Source organism: Aquisalinus luteolus (genome assembly GCF_009712425.2).
Taxonomy (GTDB): Bacteria; Pseudomonadota; Alphaproteobacteria; order Caulobacterales; family Parvularculaceae; genus Aquisalinus; species Aquisalinus luteolus.
Window position 1 is genome coordinate 1,457,742 of sequence record NZ_VCJR02000001.1, and the last position, 15,554, is coordinate 1,473,295.

General features: G+C 61.0%; 12 protein-coding genes and 1 tRNA gene. 6 read left to right on the forward strand and 7 right to left on the reverse strand.

The window, feature by feature from the left end; genetic code table 11:
* Positions 1 to 10 precede the first annotated feature (10 nt).
* The 3 genes from FF098_RS06925 to recG all read right to left on the reverse strand — a co-directional run bounded on the left by FF098_RS06925 (position 11) and on the right by recG (position 3,343).
* Positions 11 to 982, reverse strand: a complete 972-nt coding sequence (locus FF098_RS06925) for a HEAT repeat domain-containing protein (RefSeq protein ID WP_155138734.1) — start codon at positions 980 to 982, stop codon at positions 11 to 13.
* Between the two features lie 43 nt (positions 983 to 1,025).
* Complete coding sequence (locus FF098_RS17845; RefSeq protein ID WP_268235257.1) at positions 1,026 to 1,157, reverse strand: hypothetical protein; 132 nt, start codon at positions 1,155 to 1,157, stop codon at positions 1,026 to 1,028.
* 86 nt (positions 1,158 to 1,243) lie between these two features.
* Positions 1,244 to 3,343, reverse strand: a complete 2,100-nt coding sequence (recG, locus tag FF098_RS06930) for an ATP-dependent DNA helicase RecG (RefSeq protein WP_155138736.1) — start codon at positions 3,341 to 3,343, stop codon at positions 1,244 to 1,246.
* Between the two features lie 83 nt (positions 3,344 to 3,426).
* Between recG and FF098_RS06935 the strand changes: the two genes are divergently transcribed.
* The 3 genes from FF098_RS06935 (at position 3,427) to mfd (ending at position 8,222) form a co-directional block, all read left to right on the forward strand.
* On the forward strand, positions 3,427 to 3,720 hold the full coding sequence (locus FF098_RS06935; RefSeq protein WP_155138738.1) for a succinate dehydrogenase assembly factor 2: 294 nt from the start codon (positions 3,427 to 3,429) through the stop codon (positions 3,718 to 3,720).
* Entirely contained in the window at positions 3,720 to 4,652 is a 933-nt protein-coding gene (locus tag FF098_RS06940; protein WP_155138740.1) for a dienelactone hydrolase family protein, read from the forward strand. The genes FF098_RS06935 and FF098_RS06940 overlap by 1 nt, the downstream gene beginning before the upstream one ends.
* A 75-nt stretch (positions 4,653 to 4,727) precedes the next feature.
* On the forward strand, positions 4,728 to 8,222 hold the full coding sequence (gene mfd, locus FF098_RS06945; RefSeq protein WP_155138742.1) for a transcription-repair coupling factor: 3,495 nt from the start codon (positions 4,728 to 4,730) through the stop codon (positions 8,220 to 8,222).
* A 12-nt stretch (positions 8,223 to 8,234) separates the two neighbouring features.
* Here mfd and FF098_RS06950 read toward each other — a convergent pair whose 3' ends face one another.
* Positions 8,235 to 9,650, reverse strand: coding sequence for a hypothetical protein (locus FF098_RS06950; RefSeq protein WP_155138746.1), 1,416 nt, complete (start codon positions 9,648 to 9,650; stop codon positions 8,235 to 8,237).
* A 104-nt stretch (positions 9,651 to 9,754) separates the two neighbouring features.
* Positions 9,755 to 11,443, reverse strand: coding sequence for a D-alanyl-D-alanine carboxypeptidase family protein (locus FF098_RS06955; protein WP_155138748.1), 1,689 nt, complete (start codon positions 11,441 to 11,443; stop codon positions 9,755 to 9,757).
* A gap of 208 nt (positions 11,444 to 11,651) precedes the next feature.
* Here FF098_RS06955 and FF098_RS06960 point away from each other — a divergent pair, with 208 nt between their 5' ends.
* The gene (locus FF098_RS06960; protein ID WP_155138750.1) at positions 11,652 to 12,389 is read left to right on the forward strand and encodes a histidine phosphatase family protein; all 738 of its coding nucleotides are present in this window, start codon (positions 11,652 to 11,654) and stop codon (positions 12,387 to 12,389) included.
* Between the two features lie 106 nt (positions 12,390 to 12,495).
* On the forward strand, positions 12,496 to 13,422 hold the full coding sequence (locus FF098_RS06965) for a hypothetical protein (protein ID WP_155138752.1): 927 nt from the start codon (positions 12,496 to 12,498) through the stop codon (positions 13,420 to 13,422).
* A gap of 82 nt (positions 13,423 to 13,504) precedes the next feature.
* Here FF098_RS06965 and FF098_RS06970 read toward each other — a convergent pair whose 3' ends face one another.
* Together FF098_RS06970 and FF098_RS06975 are read right to left on the reverse strand one after the other, a co-directional pair.
* Positions 13,505 to 14,116: a DUF6445 family protein gene (locus FF098_RS06970; protein ID WP_155138754.1), complete on the reverse strand. Its 612-nt coding sequence runs from the start codon at positions 14,114 to 14,116 to the stop codon at positions 13,505 to 13,507.
* A gap of 63 nt (positions 14,117 to 14,179) precedes the next feature.
* Positions 14,180 to 14,269 (reverse strand) — tRNA-Ser (locus tag FF098_RS06975).
* Between the two features lie 176 nt (positions 14,270 to 14,445).
* Here FF098_RS06975 and FF098_RS06980 point away from each other — a divergent pair.
* On the forward strand, positions 14,446 to 15,519 hold the full coding sequence (locus FF098_RS06980) for a septal ring lytic transglycosylase RlpA family protein (protein WP_166426368.1): 1,074 nt from the start codon (positions 14,446 to 14,448) through the stop codon (positions 15,517 to 15,519).
* The last annotated feature ends 35 nt before the right edge of the window (positions 15,520 to 15,554 follow it).

Genomic DNA, 15,554 nt, shown 5'->3' on the forward strand with positions numbered 1-15,554 from the left:
AGCAGGTAGATCAAGCGGCACGGATGCCCCTCTCGGACAGGTAGCCGATTGTCCGGGCAGCATTATTCCTGACCCCGGGATTGCGATCTCTTGCCGCCATGCTTGTCAGGATGGGCAGGGCCTCCACGGGAGACAGGGCGGTCAGCTCTCTCGCAGCCTGCCAGCGAACATAGTGTTCGGGATGGTCGGTCAGGGCCTTCAGGGCTATTGCAGCCTCCGGGTGTGCGAACAGCCTTGCAAGAGAGCTGACCACCTGAAGCCGGTTTATGCGCTGGTCGGCGGCAACGATCTTCTTCAGTGACAGCGTGCGGCTGTCATAGTCGGCCATCACGCTGCCGGTCTTCTTGCGGCAATAGGACTGGAGGAGAACCGCACTGCTCTCGGCATGGCGATAGACAAGCGCTTCGCTGCCGCCCCGGCATGTAAGTGTCTCGCCCGGGGTCAGTCTCTTATCGCCCTCCGGGCTGCATTTCAGTCCGGCATGGACCGGTGTTTTGTCTGTGATCACCGCGGCCGAGTAGCCATCCAGATGAAGTGCCTTGCCAGACAACATCGAGAGGCTGGTATAGCCAGCGGCGAAGCGGATAGTCGGAGGCATCCCGCTCGCAGCCATGGCCTCATTGAAAGCCACGGCATCAATAACGATCAGCGTCACAAGCACCTTGGCATGGCTGAATAGCGTCCAGCCGGTAATTGCGCCGTGGTCCAGCGCCAGTGCCGGTGAGTTGTACCAGGGCACAGCCTGATAGGAGCGCAGCTCATGACGGATCAGCGGTTTCAGGCTGTCGACCGTAATATACTCACCGACCGCACCAAGAATTTCCTGCGGCGTCTTGAGCGTCGCGAGGGCCTTGGCCAGGTCCGTGAAAGTTGGATGATTTCGATAGAAATTTTCGGTCTTTTCGACACTGTCCGCTACCAAAGCCCGCCGTTCGGAAAGCTTCAGGGCGCACAAATGCTGATCCGCATACCTGTCAGGCATCGGTACGATCTTTCTGACTGTGTGGGAAATGCGGGCTGGTATTTTAGCTGAAGATAGCAATCAGCCCGGCAACGATGACTGTCACGGATGCCGTTACAGTCTGGCCCCATTCAGTATCCGGCATGGTAGCGTCGAATTCCAGAACCGGCAGGTCATCGATTTTGATATCGTGCATGGTGTAAGCCCCTCACATCTCCACTATAGGTAGAAGGATGAGCCGAAATTTACCCTTCGTCAACCATGGATGGCAATTTATGGCATTTATCCCGACCTCAACAACTTTACCGCGTCATCGCGGCTGAACAGATAAAGCAGGTGGCGCAATGCCTCGCCACGGGGCGTCTTCAGGTCGGGGTCTTCCTCGACGACCAGGCTCGCATCGTCCCGCGCCATGTCCAAGAGCCGCGCATGGGTGCCGACATCAGCCAGCCGAAAAACAGGGAATCCGGATTGCGCCGACCCAAGCGCATCACCTGCACCGCGCAGGCGCAAATCTTCCTCGGCAATCAGGAATCCGTCTTCGGTTTCCCGCAATATATTCAGCCGCGCCTTTGCCGTTTCACCCAGCTGACCGCCTTCGCCGGCCTTGTAGAGGAGGAGGCAGGTTGATGCCTTGTCGCCACGCCCGACCCGGCCGCGGAGTTGGTGCAACTGGGCAAGGCCGAAGCGTTCTGCATGTTCGATCACCATGATCGTGGCCGCCGGCGCATTCACCCCGACCTCGATCACAGTCGTTGCGACAAGGACACGTATCGTGCCGTTGTAGAAAGCCTCGACCACCGCATCTTTTTCTTCTGATTTCATTTTGCCGTGTACAAGGCCGACCCGATCACCGAGATGCTGCAGCAACTCGCCATAGCGCGCCTCGACCGAGGTCAGGTCGATTATGTCGGAGGTCTCGACCAGCGGGCACACCCAATAGACCTGTTCGCCTTTCTCCACCGCCCGGGAAACAGCACCGATCACCTGGTCGACCTTGTCGAGCGGCACGGCACGGGTGTCGACGGGCTTTCGGCCCGGCGGCTTTTCCTTGATCTGGCTGACCTCCATGTCGCCATAGGTCGTCAGGGCCAGTGTGCGCGGGATCGGCGTTGCCGTCATCACCAGCACATCGGCCCGTCGCCCCTTGTCCTGCAGCGCGACCCGCTGGTGCACGCCGAAGCGATGCTGTTCGTCGATGATAACGAGACCCAGATCATCATAGACGACATCATCGGAAAAAACGGCGTGGGTGCCAATGAGGATATTGATATAACCCTTTGCCAGTCCTGACAATTTTGCCGCCCGCTGCTGTCCCTTGTCACGGCCCGTGAACATCTCGACCGTGATGTTGGTGTCCTTCAGCAATGGCTCGATCGAGGCGAAATGCTGCCGCGCCAGGATCTCCGTCGGCGCCATCATCACCGCCTGCGAGCCGCTCTCTATCGCCGCCAGTATCGCCATCAAAGCGACCACCGTTTTGCCAGAGCCGACATCGCCTTGCAGTAGCCGCACCATGCGGTGCGATGCGCCCATGTCCGAGAGGATATCGTCGAGCGCCCGGGTCTGGTCGCCGGTCAGGCGGAAGGGCAGCGCTTTGGCGACCTCGTTGCGCAGGTGTCCGTCGCCCTCGCGAGACTTGCCCGCTGTCTTGCGGCGCTGCCGTCGGATCAGGGCGAGGGCGAGCTGATTCGCCAGCAATTCGTCATAAGCGAGCCGCTGGCGGGTGATCGATTGCGGATTGAGGTCGAGATCGCTTTCCGGCGCATGGGCGGCCTGGATTGCCTCCTGCCAGCCCGGCCATTTCTCGGTAATCATGATGTCGCCGCGCATCCAGTCGGGCAGGGCTGGCGCCCGGCTCGCAGCTTCCTGTGCCGCCTTGCGCATGGTCTTAGCGGCAAGCCCTTCGGTCAGCGGATAGACCGGCTCGATCAGCGGCATCTCGTCGGCCTTTCCCGGATCGACGATATAATCCGGATGGGTCATCTGCAGCGCGGCGCCATAGCGCTCGACCCGGCCGGAGACGATACGCCTTTCGCCCTCAGGCAGCACCCGCATCAGGTAATCCGGACGGGCATGGAAGAAGACGAGCGTCACATAGCCAGTCTCGTCGGAGCACAGCACCTTGTAGGGCAGGCGCTGGCGGCCCTTTGGTGGAGGGGTATGCTTCTCGACGCTCACCGTCAGCGTCACCAGCCGGCCTTCGTCAGCGGTCATGATCTGCGGGCGATAGGAGCGGTCGATGACGCCGGACGGCAGGGTCAGCATCACGTCGATCACACGCGGCCCCGCCACCTTGCCGATCAGCGCCGCGACCTTCGGCCCGACACCGGCAAGGCTCGTTACATCGGCAAACAGGGGATTGAGGCTCTCCGGACGCATGAGAACAAATAGCGATAATTTGCGCCGCTCGCCAAGTACATTGCGGTGATGACCTTTTCCACAGATCGGCCTACATAGGCGTCATGACCGAGACACCACTGACAGACCCGCATCGAAAGCAGCTCCTCTATCGCGCCATGCATCGCGGCTTCAAGGAAGCCGACATCGTCATCGGCCGCTTCGCCAAACAGAACCTCGCCACCATGACCGATGGGCAGGTGAGGGAGTTCGAAGGCCTGCTGGATGTCCCGGACCAGGACCTCTACGCCTGGATCATCGGCCGCGTGCCGGTGCCCGCCAATTACGAAGGCGAGGTCATGACCATGCTTCAGGCCTTCCCGGTGGCTGAAAGCATCGCCGAAGAAAGCCAGAGCTGATGACGCATTCGGGTGACAAGACACCGAATGTCACCCGCCGACAGGCCATAGCCTCTGGGCTTGCGGCAGGCAGCAGCATGATGAGCCAGAGCACGCAGGCCCAATCTGAAGACACGCAGAGCGTCGACGAGCAATATCAACCGTTTACGGACAAGTTCCTGTTTGAGAACTCAGATATTTCTCATCCTGTCTACAAGGCAGGCGAGGGGCCGGGCGTCCTCCTGATGCACGAACTCCCCGGCATGGTCCCTGAATTCTGGCGGCTGGCGGAATGGATCAGGGATGCGGGCTTCACCGTCTTTGCGCCGGACCTTTATGCCGACGACCTCGAAACGCCGGTGCGAACCTCGCTGACGGGCAATGGCCTGAGGGCCTGCATCTCCCGTGAAATCCACCTCTTCGCGAAAAACGCCTCAAGTCCCATCACTGTCTGGCTCAGAGCATTGGCGGCGCAGATGCATGAGGAGTGCGGCGGTCCGGGCATCGGCGCCATCGGCCTGTGCATGACCGGCAATTTCGCCCTGTCGCTGGTACTGGAGAAGGGTGTCATCGCGCCCGTCGCCTCCGAACCCTCCCTGCCACTGGGCCTGTCCAAGCGCGCCCATGCAGCCCTGCATCTGAGCAAGGAAGAAAAGCAGGCCCTGCAAGACAGGACGGACGTCCCCGTCATGGCGCTGCGCTTCAAGGGTGATCCGGTCTGCCGCAAGGCGCGGTTCGATGCACTGGAAGAACTGGTCGGCAAGGACCGCCTGATCCGCATCGAACTCGATGACGAGCACAAGAATCCCAACGGCAATAACTTCCCCCACGCCGTGCTGACCAAGGATCTGATCGACGAGGAAGGCTCCGTCACGCTGGAAAAGAAAGACGAGGTCATTGCTCATCTGCAGCGCCTCCTCTTGCCGCAGGCACAGCCAGCGCCCTTGCCCTGACCGGCAGTCAACGCTACGTCACATTTCAACACGCGGCGCCAATCCGGGCGGCCGCGTTTTTTGCCGTGAGCGAGTATGGCCCTGCAGTCCCTTACGAAAGAGATTTCCGCCGACAAGGCGTGGCGCGACGACGCGATGATGACCGTGCATGGCGCGCCGGAAGGGGCCGACGCGCTGGCGATTGCCCACGCGGCGCAGACCCGCGGCGGCATCGTGACCCATATCGCGCGGGATGCGGGCAGGGCGGCAGCGACCGCTGCGGCCATCGCCTATTTCGCCAGCGACGTGCCGGTGATGATCTTCCCGGCCTGGGACTGCCTGCCCTATGACCGCGTCTCGCCATCGGCTGACATCACGGCGCAGCGCATGGCGGTGCTGTCAGCGCTGACCCATCACGACGGCAAGACGCCGCTGGTCATCGTCACCTCGGTCAACGCCGCGCTGTTGCGCACCCCGCCGCGCAGCCTGATCGAGAGCGCCAGCTTCTCGGCGAAGCCCGGCTCCACTGTCGACATCGACAAGCTGACAGCCTTCCTGCTCGCCAATGGCTATTCGCGCTCCTCGACCGTGCGTGAGGCCGGTGAGTTCGCCGTGCGCGGCGGGCTGATCGATATCTACCCGCCGGGGGCGGAGGAGCCACTGCGGCTAGACTTCTTCGGCGACACGCTGGAATCGATCCGTGCTTTCGATGCGGAGAACCAGCGCACCACGGCCCAGCGGCTGGAGATGAACCTCACCGCTGCCTCCGAAGTCCTGCTGACCGAGGACACAATCACCCATTTCCGGCGCAGCTTCCGCACCATGTTCGGCGCGGCGACAAATAACCCGCTCTACGAGGCGATCTCCGCCGGGCGCAAGCATGCGGGCATGGAGCACTGGCTGCCACTGTTCTATGACGAGACCTCGACCCTGTTTGACTTCATCGGCGAGGGCCTCGTCTTCCTCGACCATCTCGGCTTCGATGCGGCGGGCGAACGCCACGAGCAGATCTGCGACTACTACAAGGCGCGCAAGGAAGACACGAGCGCGGCAGGCAAAGGAGAGTTCGCGACGCCCGCCTATTACCCCGTGCCCTATGGCGACCTCTATCTGTCGGCGGACGACCTGAAACAGACGCTGGAACAGCTGCCGTTTCGCCCTCTCTCGCCCTTCGCGCCAGCGGACAACACTCGCGCTTTCGACTTCGGCGCCCGGCAGGGCCGCACCTTCGCGGCTGAACGTAGCGCCGGAAACATCAACGTCTTCAACACAGTGGGCGATCATATCAAGGCGCTACAGAAAGCCGGCAAGCGTGTGCTGATCGCCGGGTGGAGCGATGGCTCCGCCGAGCGCATGCTGACGGTGATGAAGGATCACGGCCTGTCCGGCCTGCGTCGGTTCGAGCGCTGGGCCGATGCCGCCGACAGTGGCAAGGACGTCGTAGGCGTCGTCACCCTGCCGGTCGAACATGGCTTCGAGCTGCCCGGGATGGCGATCATCGCAGAGCAGGACATCCTCGGTGACCGCCTCGTGCGCCGGGGCAAGAAGAAACGCGCCGACAATTTTCTGACCGAGGCGTCGACCCTGTCCCCGGGCGATCTCGTCGTCCATGTCGATCACGGTGTTGCCCGTTATGAGGGGCTGAAGACGCTGGACGTTTCCGGCGCACCTCATGACTGCCTGCATCTCGTCTATGCCGGCGGCGACAAGCTGTTCCTGCCGGTGGAGAATATCGAGCTGCTCTCGCGCTTCGGGTCGGACGACCCGAACGGGCAGCTTGACCGTCTCGGCGGGGCGAGCTGGCAGAGCCGCAAGGCGCGGATGAAAGAGCGCATCCGCATGATGGCGGCGGAGCTGATCAAGATCGCCGCCCAGCGCAAGATGAAGAAGGCCGAAGTACTGCAGCCGCAACAAGGCACTTATGACGAGTTCTGCGCGCGCTTCCCTTATGTCGAGACTGACGACCAGTTGCAGGCGATTTCAGATGTACTTGAGGACATGGAAGCGGGCACGCCAATGGACCGGCTCATCTGCGGTGATGTCGGCTTCGGCAAGACGGAGGTCGCGTTGCGTGCTGCCTTCATCGCGGCCATGGCCGGGCGCCAGGTCGCGATCGTCGCGCCGACCACTCTGCTCGTGCGCCAGCATTATCGCAATTTCGCCGAACGCTTCGCAGGCTTCCCGGTCAATGTCCGCCAGCTCTCGCGCATGGTCTCCGCCAAGGAGGCTAGCGCCACACGGGCAGGGCTCACCGACGGCACGGTCGACATCGTCATCGGCACCCATGCGCTGCTGGCAAAGACGATCAAGTTCCGCGACCTCGCCCTGATGATCGTCGATGAGGAACAGCATTTCGGGGTCAAGCACAAGGAACGGCTGAAGGAATACCGTGCCGACACCCATGTGCTGACGCTGACGGCAACGCCGATCCCGCGCACGCTGCAGCTGTCCATGTCGGGCATTCGCGACCTGTCGCTGATCGCGACGCCGCCGGTCGACCGTCTGGCCATCCGCACCTCCATCGGGCCATTCGATGGGGTTGTCGCTCGCGAGACGCTACTGCGCGAGCATTATCGCGGCGGCCAGAGCTTCTTCGTCGCGCCGCGCGTCTCGGATCTCTCGACCATCGCCGAGTTCCTGACCGAGCAGGTGCCGGAGGTGAAGTTCAAGGTCGCCCATGGCCAGATGGCTGCGGGCGAACTGGAAGACATCATGAATGCCTTCTATGAGGGCAAGTTCGACGTACTGGTCGCGACCACCATCATCGAGTCCGGCATCGACGTGCCGACGGCAAACACCCTGATCGTCTGGCGAGCGGACATGTTCGGCCTCGCTCAGCTCTATCAGATCAGGGGCCGGGTCGGCCGATCGAAGGCGCGCGCCTATGCATACCTGACGACCAGCCCACGCAAGAAGATGACCGCGGGGGCGGAGCGTCGCCTGAAAGTGCTGCAATCCCTCGACACGCTGGGCGCAGGCTTCACGCTGGCGAGCCACGACCTCGACATTCGCGGCGCGGGCAATTTGCTCGGGGAGGAGCAGTCCGGCAATGTCAAGGAAGTCGGTGTCGAGCTCTACCAGCACATGCTGGAGGAGGCGGTCGCCAGCCTGAAAGAGGGCGGCAGCGAAGCCGAGGAGACGTGGTCACCCCAGATCAATATCGGCACAGCAGTGCTGATCCCTGACCATTACGTCAAGGATCTCGACGTACGCATGTCGCTCTATCGCCGCCTCTCGGATATCGCAGAGCCCGACCAGATCGAGGCCTTCGGCGCTGAACTGATCGACCGTTTTGGCTCGCTGCCGCGCGAGGTCGAGCACCTCTTGGATATCGTCGCTATCAAGGCGCTGTGCCGCCGGGCCTGTGTCGCCAAGATCGATGCCGGGCCGAAGGGCGCCGTCGTCACCTTCCGCGACAACTTCCCGAACCTGCCAGGGCTGGTCGAGTTCATCGCCTCATCGCCCTATGACGTGAAGCTGCGTCCGGATCAGAAACTTGTCTTCAAGCAGGAATGGCCAGACGAGAAAGCACGCCTTAAGGGGTGCAAACGCGTCCTCGGCCTGTTGATAGATATCGTTGAAAATCCCTGATAAGGCAGAGATTTACCTGACAATCTTCAGGCGCGGTTTTTCGACCTGCGGTGGCGGTGTATGCCGTGGCGGAACGATATTCAGCGTCTGGAAGGCGCGGGCAATGATGCCATCGGCCATCTCCGCCGGGCGGTACTGGACGGTACTCGCTTCCAGCACCAGCGTGTCGCCAGCAGCGCCCGGGGCATCTTCCAGGATGATCTCCTGCAGCACGGCAGCGATGTTCTGCTGGCGGCGCGTGGCGTCCACAGTGCCGAGGCCCGGTTGGGAAATCAGGAAAACGTCATTACGCACCGCCGTGATCAGGTCGGTGTCGCGCATCATCATCTGGACATATTTCAGCGCCTGGCGGAACCCCTTGGAACTCAGGATACGGCCCGAAGAATATTTCAGCTTGAACGCGGAGACGCAGAGCGGTTTGCCGGTCTCCGTCGCACGATGGCACTGGCGGTCGAGATGGTTCTCGAAGAAGGGCAGGTCGCAGACCAGGTTCAGGCCCTTGCCATCGGTCGAGGCCGCCTTGCGCAGGAACTGCTTCATGCTGGCGGTCAGCCGGTTGCGGCGGGCAAAGGCGGTGACCTCCGTTGTCAGTGCCTTCTCCGTATCGATGGCTGACAGGACAGTATCGGCGCCCTGCGCCATGAACCGGCAGCCGGCTGTCGAGGCATCGGCCCGCTCCGGGATCACCAGGATCGGCAGGGAGCGCGACCGGTCGTTCCGGCGCAGCATCTTCACGAGCCCTGTATAGGTCGCCGTGCGATCCCCCGGCAGGATGACGAGGCAATCGAAGCTCTGGACCTCCAGATAGCGCATGGTCTGCGGCACACTCATCGCGGCCGTCACACGGTAGTCGCCAGAGGAGAGGGACTTCATCGCCCGTAAAGTCACCGGCGATGGCGCACCGGAGACCAGCACGCGCATCGGCTTTGACGATGTGTTGAGAATGCTGCCGCTGACAGCGGTGCGGTTCAGCGCCGACAGGGTCTTCAGCCGCTCGCCGCATTCATCGGCAAGGGCGAGGTTCTCCAGCAGGCGGTCAAGCCGCGAGATCACGAGATCGGCACGTTCGCCCAGCGGGCACAGCGTGCCATAGCGCTTCAGCCACAGGCGGATATCCCAGGCCAGTTCCGGCTCGATCAGGATCATGAAGATGCTTTCCGGGTGCGCCCGGCGGAGGGCAGTAAAGCGGGCGGACACCGCGCCCATGTCCGGCTGCAGGGCCCGGCAATCGGCGACGATGACATCGATCATCCCGGCGCCTTGTGGCTCGTCGCCTTCCTGATGGACGAGATAGGTACGGCTGTTCAGAAGGGCATCGATGCCGCGGTCCTCGACAGGGCCATCCTCGAACGGACAGCCATCATACAGCGCGATGGGCGCGTACAATATGTGTGCCTGATAGTCCTGCGCAGCATCCGACTGAGCCATGATTTCCCGCTTAACCACTTGCGACCGATACCGGCCAATCCCACAGGCGAATCATGCCGCATGAGAGCGGTCGCGGCAAGCAGTAATTCGTTAACCATTTGAGGTTACGGGGCTTTTTGGCTTCTGCTGGAACCTGTGGCACCACCGGGAGGCCCCGCCATTTGCGCCAGGCAGACATCTTCCTCCGACGCGATAGACCAGATACCGGCCATCGCCCGTTCTTCATAGCAGGGCAGTGCAGCGAGGAATTCCTGCGGCTTGTTGATCGGCCCGGCCTCGCGATAGAGCAGGGCGGTCTGCTGGCCGACATAGCGCCAGTGCCACGGCTCATAAGTATCCGGCCCGGGCAGATAGTCATTACCCGGCGGATAGGAGAGGATGAACCCGAACCGCCACGCGTTTTCCTCAAAGCACTGATAGGCTCGGTCGGTCGAGCGCATCAGGCGTCCATTGACGTCGATATCGGCGGCAAGGCCCAACTGGTGCTCCGATGTACCGGGGTTGGTCACCGTTCCATTGGTGTTGCGGTCATAGAGATAGACCTGCGTCTGGTAGGAGCGGTAGCCGGACCGCAGCGTCAGCCGCTCACCCTCGATGGCGCAATGGGCAAACAGGGTGTTCAACTGCGACGGCATCGCGGTTGTCGCGTCATCCGCGACCAGTTCCGCCAGCCTGATCGACATTTCCTCAAGGCCCGGTGACTTGCTCAAGGGGACGGAGAAATCGGCGGCCTGTACGAGATCGGATGGCTTGTAATCCTCCGTCAGCGGGAAATTGAGCGAGACGGGGCGATTGATGTCCATGCGCCGGTCGCGGATCTGGTTCGACAGATAACGGCGTGCGCCAAAGGCATCGGAGAACAGCCGCCGGATGTGAGTATTCAGCGCTTCAGCTTCAGTCAGGCGGTTCTGGCTTTTGTAAACGTCGGCGAGCAGGCGGATATACAGCGTCAGCTCCGGACTGTTTGAGCCACGCGCCTGTTCCTGCGCATGAAAGGCAGTCAGATAGAGCGTTTCGGTATCCTTGTAGCGACCGATCTTCTGATAGACAGGGCCGAGGAGAAGGGCAGTCTGCAGCGTGTCCTGGCTGGCGGCGCCCAACAGTTTCAGCCGGGTCTGATACGCAGCGGACAAGAGCCCTGCGGCGGCATAATCGCCATTATCCTGCATGGCGTAATAGCCACCCAGATCGGTCATTGCCGCAGCGGCAGCGAGACGCATCTCGTCATCGCCGGTCAGCACTTCGTCGTCATGGATAGGCGGCAGGGCCTCGGCAAAAATCGGCATCGCAGCGCGGACCTTGCCGGCATAGAATGCCTCCAGCGAGTCCGGCTCTGCCGGGACCTGCCGCGCGGCCTCGTCCCCGGCAGCTTCCAGAAAGGCACTGTAGATGACGGCGGCATCCTGCGGTTGCCCATCGGCAAGGCTCAGGCGCGCAACCTCGTCCCTGATTATGGCCCGCTCGGTAACGGGCATGGACGCTGCCTTGCGGGAGGCGAGCACATCCCGATAGAGCCGAATCGACCTTGCGTAATTACCTTCGTCAGCCTGAAGCGCCGCCAGTGTCAGCTTGATCTCGACCAGGTCTTCGGCATCCACGCCTTCGTTGGCCCGAATTGCGATGACCTGTTCGCCATGGCCGATAGCACGGCCGCCTGCACCGCTGTCGACCAGTGTCGTGAAGCGGTCCTCTGCATGATCCGCGTTGATCGTGACCATGAGCCAGAAGGTGCAGGCGTATAAAAGGCCCACTACGCCCAAAATCATCGACAAGCTGATTGGCTGCTTAAACATCTACTCGCCCAAAGTGCCCGTTAACCCTGCCCCAAACAACATCCATCATACGGTAACAGGCCATATTCGCCAGAGCAATTTCAGTGCCTTCGGCGCGGTTTTGCCGTTCGATTGAAGAAAAATCGCCTCACCGTTGCCCTGAATCTACGGTGTATAAACGCCCAGATCGGGTATTGTGCAAACACGCCGGGCAGGGCATGGAAGCGCCATGACCCTATCGACCGGAAGACGCCGTCTCTATCTGATGCGCCATGGCCATGTGGATTACTTCCAGCCCGGCCTGACCGATTTTGCCACTGTTCAGCTGACCGATGAAGGACGCGCCCAGGCGGAGGCCGCCGGTGAAGCGCTACATGGCGTGAAATTCGATCACATTTTCCATTCCGGCCTGCCGCGGACACGGCAAACCAGCGAGCTCGTGGTCGCGGCGAACGAGTATCGCGCCGGCATCCAACCGGTAGAAGCGACAGGCTTCAAGGAGCTTCGTGGCGGCGTCTATCGCACCGACAGCCGGGAAGAGCTGGCCGCAAGGCTGGCATTTTCCTTCGACGAAGCGACAGAGCCGGAAGCCGAATTTCTTCCCGGCGGTGAGCGCTTTGCAGATGCCTATGAGCGCATCGTGGCCGGGTTCGAAAGTCTCGTGCTGGAACAGGACTGGAAGACAGCGCTTCTGGTCGCCCATGAAGGGGTCAACAGGCTGCTGCTGGGCTACGCCAGCGGTGCAGGCCTTGCCGGGATTGCCCATTTCGAACAGGACCTTGCCTGTATCAATGTGCTGGATATCGACGTCATCCCGGAAGGTGAGGGCCGCGTGATCCGGCGTATCCTGATCAAGGCGCTGAACATCACGCCCTATGATTATGTGAAATCCGGCCTGCCGCGCACAAGCCTGGAGCATTTGTTCGACATTGATTTCGGCGGATCGCGGCCCTGGGCTTCTGAATGAAGCCAGTGGCCGATTCAGCAATGGCGCACTTTCCGCGCCGTTTACTAAATCTCATTTCTCATGTTAGTTTATCCAGATGGTACAGGGGTACCCTTGGGAGTGAATCATGAGTTACGGCGAACGCAAGGGCGTCAGCAAGCTGCCCGGTGACTACAATTTCGCGGATCTGGTCGGATTTGGTCTCGCAGGTGCCCTCGGCATCGTCTTCGCGATCATGGCCGACATGCAGCAGAGTGACGATGCTTCTGCGCTGTTCACCATCAGCCGCTGGTTTTCCTATGTTTCCGAGATGATCGGTATTGGTGCCCTGCCGCTCTATATCGTCATCCTTATCCTGATGGCGATTGGGGCAGGGGCCGTGTACTACTTCCAGCCCGTCACATTGCAGGGTGCTTTCGCCCAGGGCTTCGGTGTCTTGGCTGCCGTCATGACAATCGCCCCGTCCGATCTCGGCACACCGCTCGAAGCGCCGGACATGCCGACAATCATCGAAGAGACGGAAGCATCCGCTGGTGCCCAGGCCCGATTTGCCGGCTATGTCGGGGATCTGGAAGGATCGGCAATGAGAGACAGCCTGTTCCAGGAAGCTGTCTATACGTCGGGCTCGAACACCGCAGCTGCGGCTCGCCCCCGCGCCGTTGCATTCCAGTCCAATGAGGAAGTCCGTTTCAACCTGACCATCGAAATCATGTTGCCCAATGGTCTGAAAGAGAATCCCGATACGATGATCCGCCGGGGCACGATGCGCGGCAAGCTGCGCAATGATGACACCGGTCAGACCTATAACGTGTTCCGCAATTCCGGCGCGATCATCCGTACATCTTCAAACAATGACAGGATGACCATCATGACCAGCGTGCCCGGCGCTGGCAATTCGGCCGACCTCCGCGCCCGGATAGAGATCGACGGATATTCCATCAATCTGGAATCATTCACTGCAAATACGGGCCGGAACAACAGCTGGCGCATATCGATGACACCGTCATCGACGCCACTGTTCATGCAGCGACTGAACCAGTCATACGACTTCTGATCCGGAATGAATTTCATTTAGAAAGCCTCCTGAAATCCGGGAGGCTTTTTCGTTGCCGGAAATTCGGTCTCGTGGGGTAAGTTCAGCCCGTTTGCGTGTTTTCAAAAAACAAGGGCACGATCAGCCGGCCATTTTCCGGCGTCGTGCCGAAAGACTTGCCCGCATCGTGCCACATGTATCCGCGGAACAGGACGGCCCGGTTGAACTTCATCGGCATCATCATGATCTCTTCCCAGCGGTCACGGTCGCCGGAGTCCGCCAGGACTGATTTCATGGCTTCGTCAGGAGAGGCAAACCCGGCGCGCTCCGCCTCGCCTGGGAAAACGGGTGCGCGTTCCCAGCCGGTTGTCCGGTGACGGAAGAAATGGGTGCCATCCTGACAATGCTCATCGAGGGTCAGGTAGATGATCATCGACCAGTGACAGAAATCGGCGTGAACACTGACCTTGCCGTCATCACCGGCGAGCGCGATGCGTGGCACGGCATGGGAATAATGCTGTGCCGGTGCCAGCGGTTCATGTGTGATGTCGCTGATCAGGCGCTCGATCCCCTGCAACGGCAACCGCGCACCGGCATTCTTGCCAGGATAATAAGCGCCCTCCGGTCGCGCCGGGAACTGCATCGACAGGGCCTGCTTTCGCAATCCATGCGGGTCGGGCAGAAAATCGTCGATAATCATATGTGTCAGATGCATGGGCGCGACCTCCGTCTTTCGTTGGTACCCGACAGCAATGCATTGTCAACATGTCAAAGGAAATGGCGGATGGGGTGGGATTCGAACCCACGGAACGCGTGAACGCTCAACGGTTTTCAAGACCGCCGCTTTCGACCACTCAGCCACCCATCCGGGGCAGGGGCGTCGCAACATGCGAGCCCCCGAAAGTCCGGCTTGTCTAGCACCGGCTGCGCGGGCTGTTCAACTGCTTTATCGCTCATCGCAACCGGCATGGTTAATACTTCCGTAACGCCCTTGCCCGATGGTGCCGTTGATCAGACAATAGAGAGGTTACAGGGGTGTTTGTCATGCGCGCGAATACCGTTTCGGTGTCACGAATTCTGAAAATCCTGTTTGTTGCGGTGGCTTTCGCGGCGATTGCCGGCTGCGCCAGCGACAAGAAGGACAGGCCGGGCAGCATCGTTGTGCCGCCGACTGCCGAAGCCAACCCGCACTACAAGATCGGCAATCCCTACAAGGTAGCTGGCATCTGGTATTATCCTGCAGAAGACGCCGCCTATGATCGCACCGGTATTGCCTCATGGTACGGACCGAAATTCCATGGCCGCAAGACCGCCAATGGCGAGATCTTCGACATGAACCGCCTTACCGCCGCGCATCCGACCCTGCCGCTGCCGTCGATCGTGCAGGTCACCAACATGAAGAACGGCCGCACGGTCAATGTCCGCCTGAACGACCGCGGCCCCTTCGCCCACGGCCGCGTCATCGACATGTCTCGCGAGGCCGCTATCGCCCTCGGGTTCAAGGATGACGGGCTTGCCGAAGTCCGCGTGAAATATATCGGCCCGGCCAGGCTCGATCAGGCCGTCACGGCGCTGGGCCAGCCGGAATCCTACGCCGATGGCACCTATGCGATGCCGAAGGAAGCCATTCGGGTTGCTTCGAACGACATGGATACAGTCCATACCCGCATTTCTTCAGGGCCGGAGATCAAGGCGACCGAAGCGATCAGTACTGCCGAGCAGCTCGACAGCGACGCCCTGGAAGCCGTTCGGGTCTCCGTACGCGCAACCGAACGGCAGGTGAGGGAAGAGATCGTGACAGGTTCCGATGACTTTTTCGAAGAAGAGCCCATCAGCCTGCCTGACTTCAACGAGGTTCTGGACGTGGTCGGGGGTGACCCTGCCAGCGACATCTGGGTCGTCCAGATCGGTGCGTTTTCCTCCCGCCACAATGCCGAACAGGCTGCTTCAAAATTCGGCAAGACCATCCCGGTCCATCGTGAGGAGATTGTCACTTCCAGCGGAACCCCGCTTACGCTGGTGCGTCTCGGGCCATATCTGACCCAGTCGGATGCGGAAACCGCCCTGAAAGTCGCAAGGCACAGCGGTTTTGGCGATGCGCGTATTGTGGCGCCCTGACAAGCACCCTATAGTTTTGTCGACAGACAACATTT

Bases quoted from the DNA above. Each gene is read 5' to 3' on its own strand.
- FF098_RS06965 (WP_155138752.1), top strand. From the start codon at position 12,496: ATGAGTTACGGCGAACGCAAGGGCGTCAGCAAGCTGCCCGGTGACTAC.
- FF098_RS06960 (WP_155138750.1), top strand. From the start codon at position 11,652: ATGACCCTATCGACCGGAAGACGCCGTCTCTATCTGATGCGCCATGGC.
- recG (WP_155138736.1), bottom strand. From the start codon at position 3,343: ATGCGTCCGGAGAGCCTCAATCCCCTGTTTGCCGATGTAACGAGCCTT.
- FF098_RS17845 (WP_268235257.1), bottom strand. From the start codon at position 1,157: ATGCACGATATCAAAATCGATGACCTGCCGGTTCTGGAATTCGACGCT.
- mfd (WP_155138742.1), top strand. From the start codon at position 4,728: ATGGCCCTGCAGTCCCTTACGAAAGAGATTTCCGCCGACAAGGCGTGG.
- FF098_RS06925 (WP_155138734.1), bottom strand. From the start codon at position 982: ATGCCTGACAGGTATGCGGATCAGCATTTGTGCGCCCTGAAGCTTTCC.
- FF098_RS06950 (WP_155138746.1), bottom strand. From the start codon at position 9,650: ATGGCTCAGTCGGATGCTGCGCAGGACTATCAGGCACACATATTGTAC.
- FF098_RS06940 (WP_155138740.1), top strand. From the start codon at position 3,720: ATGACGCATTCGGGTGACAAGACACCGAATGTCACCCGCCGACAGGCC.
- FF098_RS06980 (WP_166426368.1), top strand. From the start codon at position 14,446: ATGCGCGCGAATACCGTTTCGGTGTCACGAATTCTGAAAATCCTGTTT.
- FF098_RS06935 (WP_155138738.1), top strand. From the start codon at position 3,427: ATGACCGAGACACCACTGACAGACCCGCATCGAAAGCAGCTCCTCTAT.
- FF098_RS06955 (WP_155138748.1), bottom strand. From the start codon at position 11,443: ATGTTTAAGCAGCCAATCAGCTTGTCGATGATTTTGGGCGTAGTGGGC.
- FF098_RS06970 (WP_155138754.1), bottom strand. From the start codon at position 14,116: ATGCATCTGACACATATGATTATCGACGATTTTCTGCCCGACCCGCAT.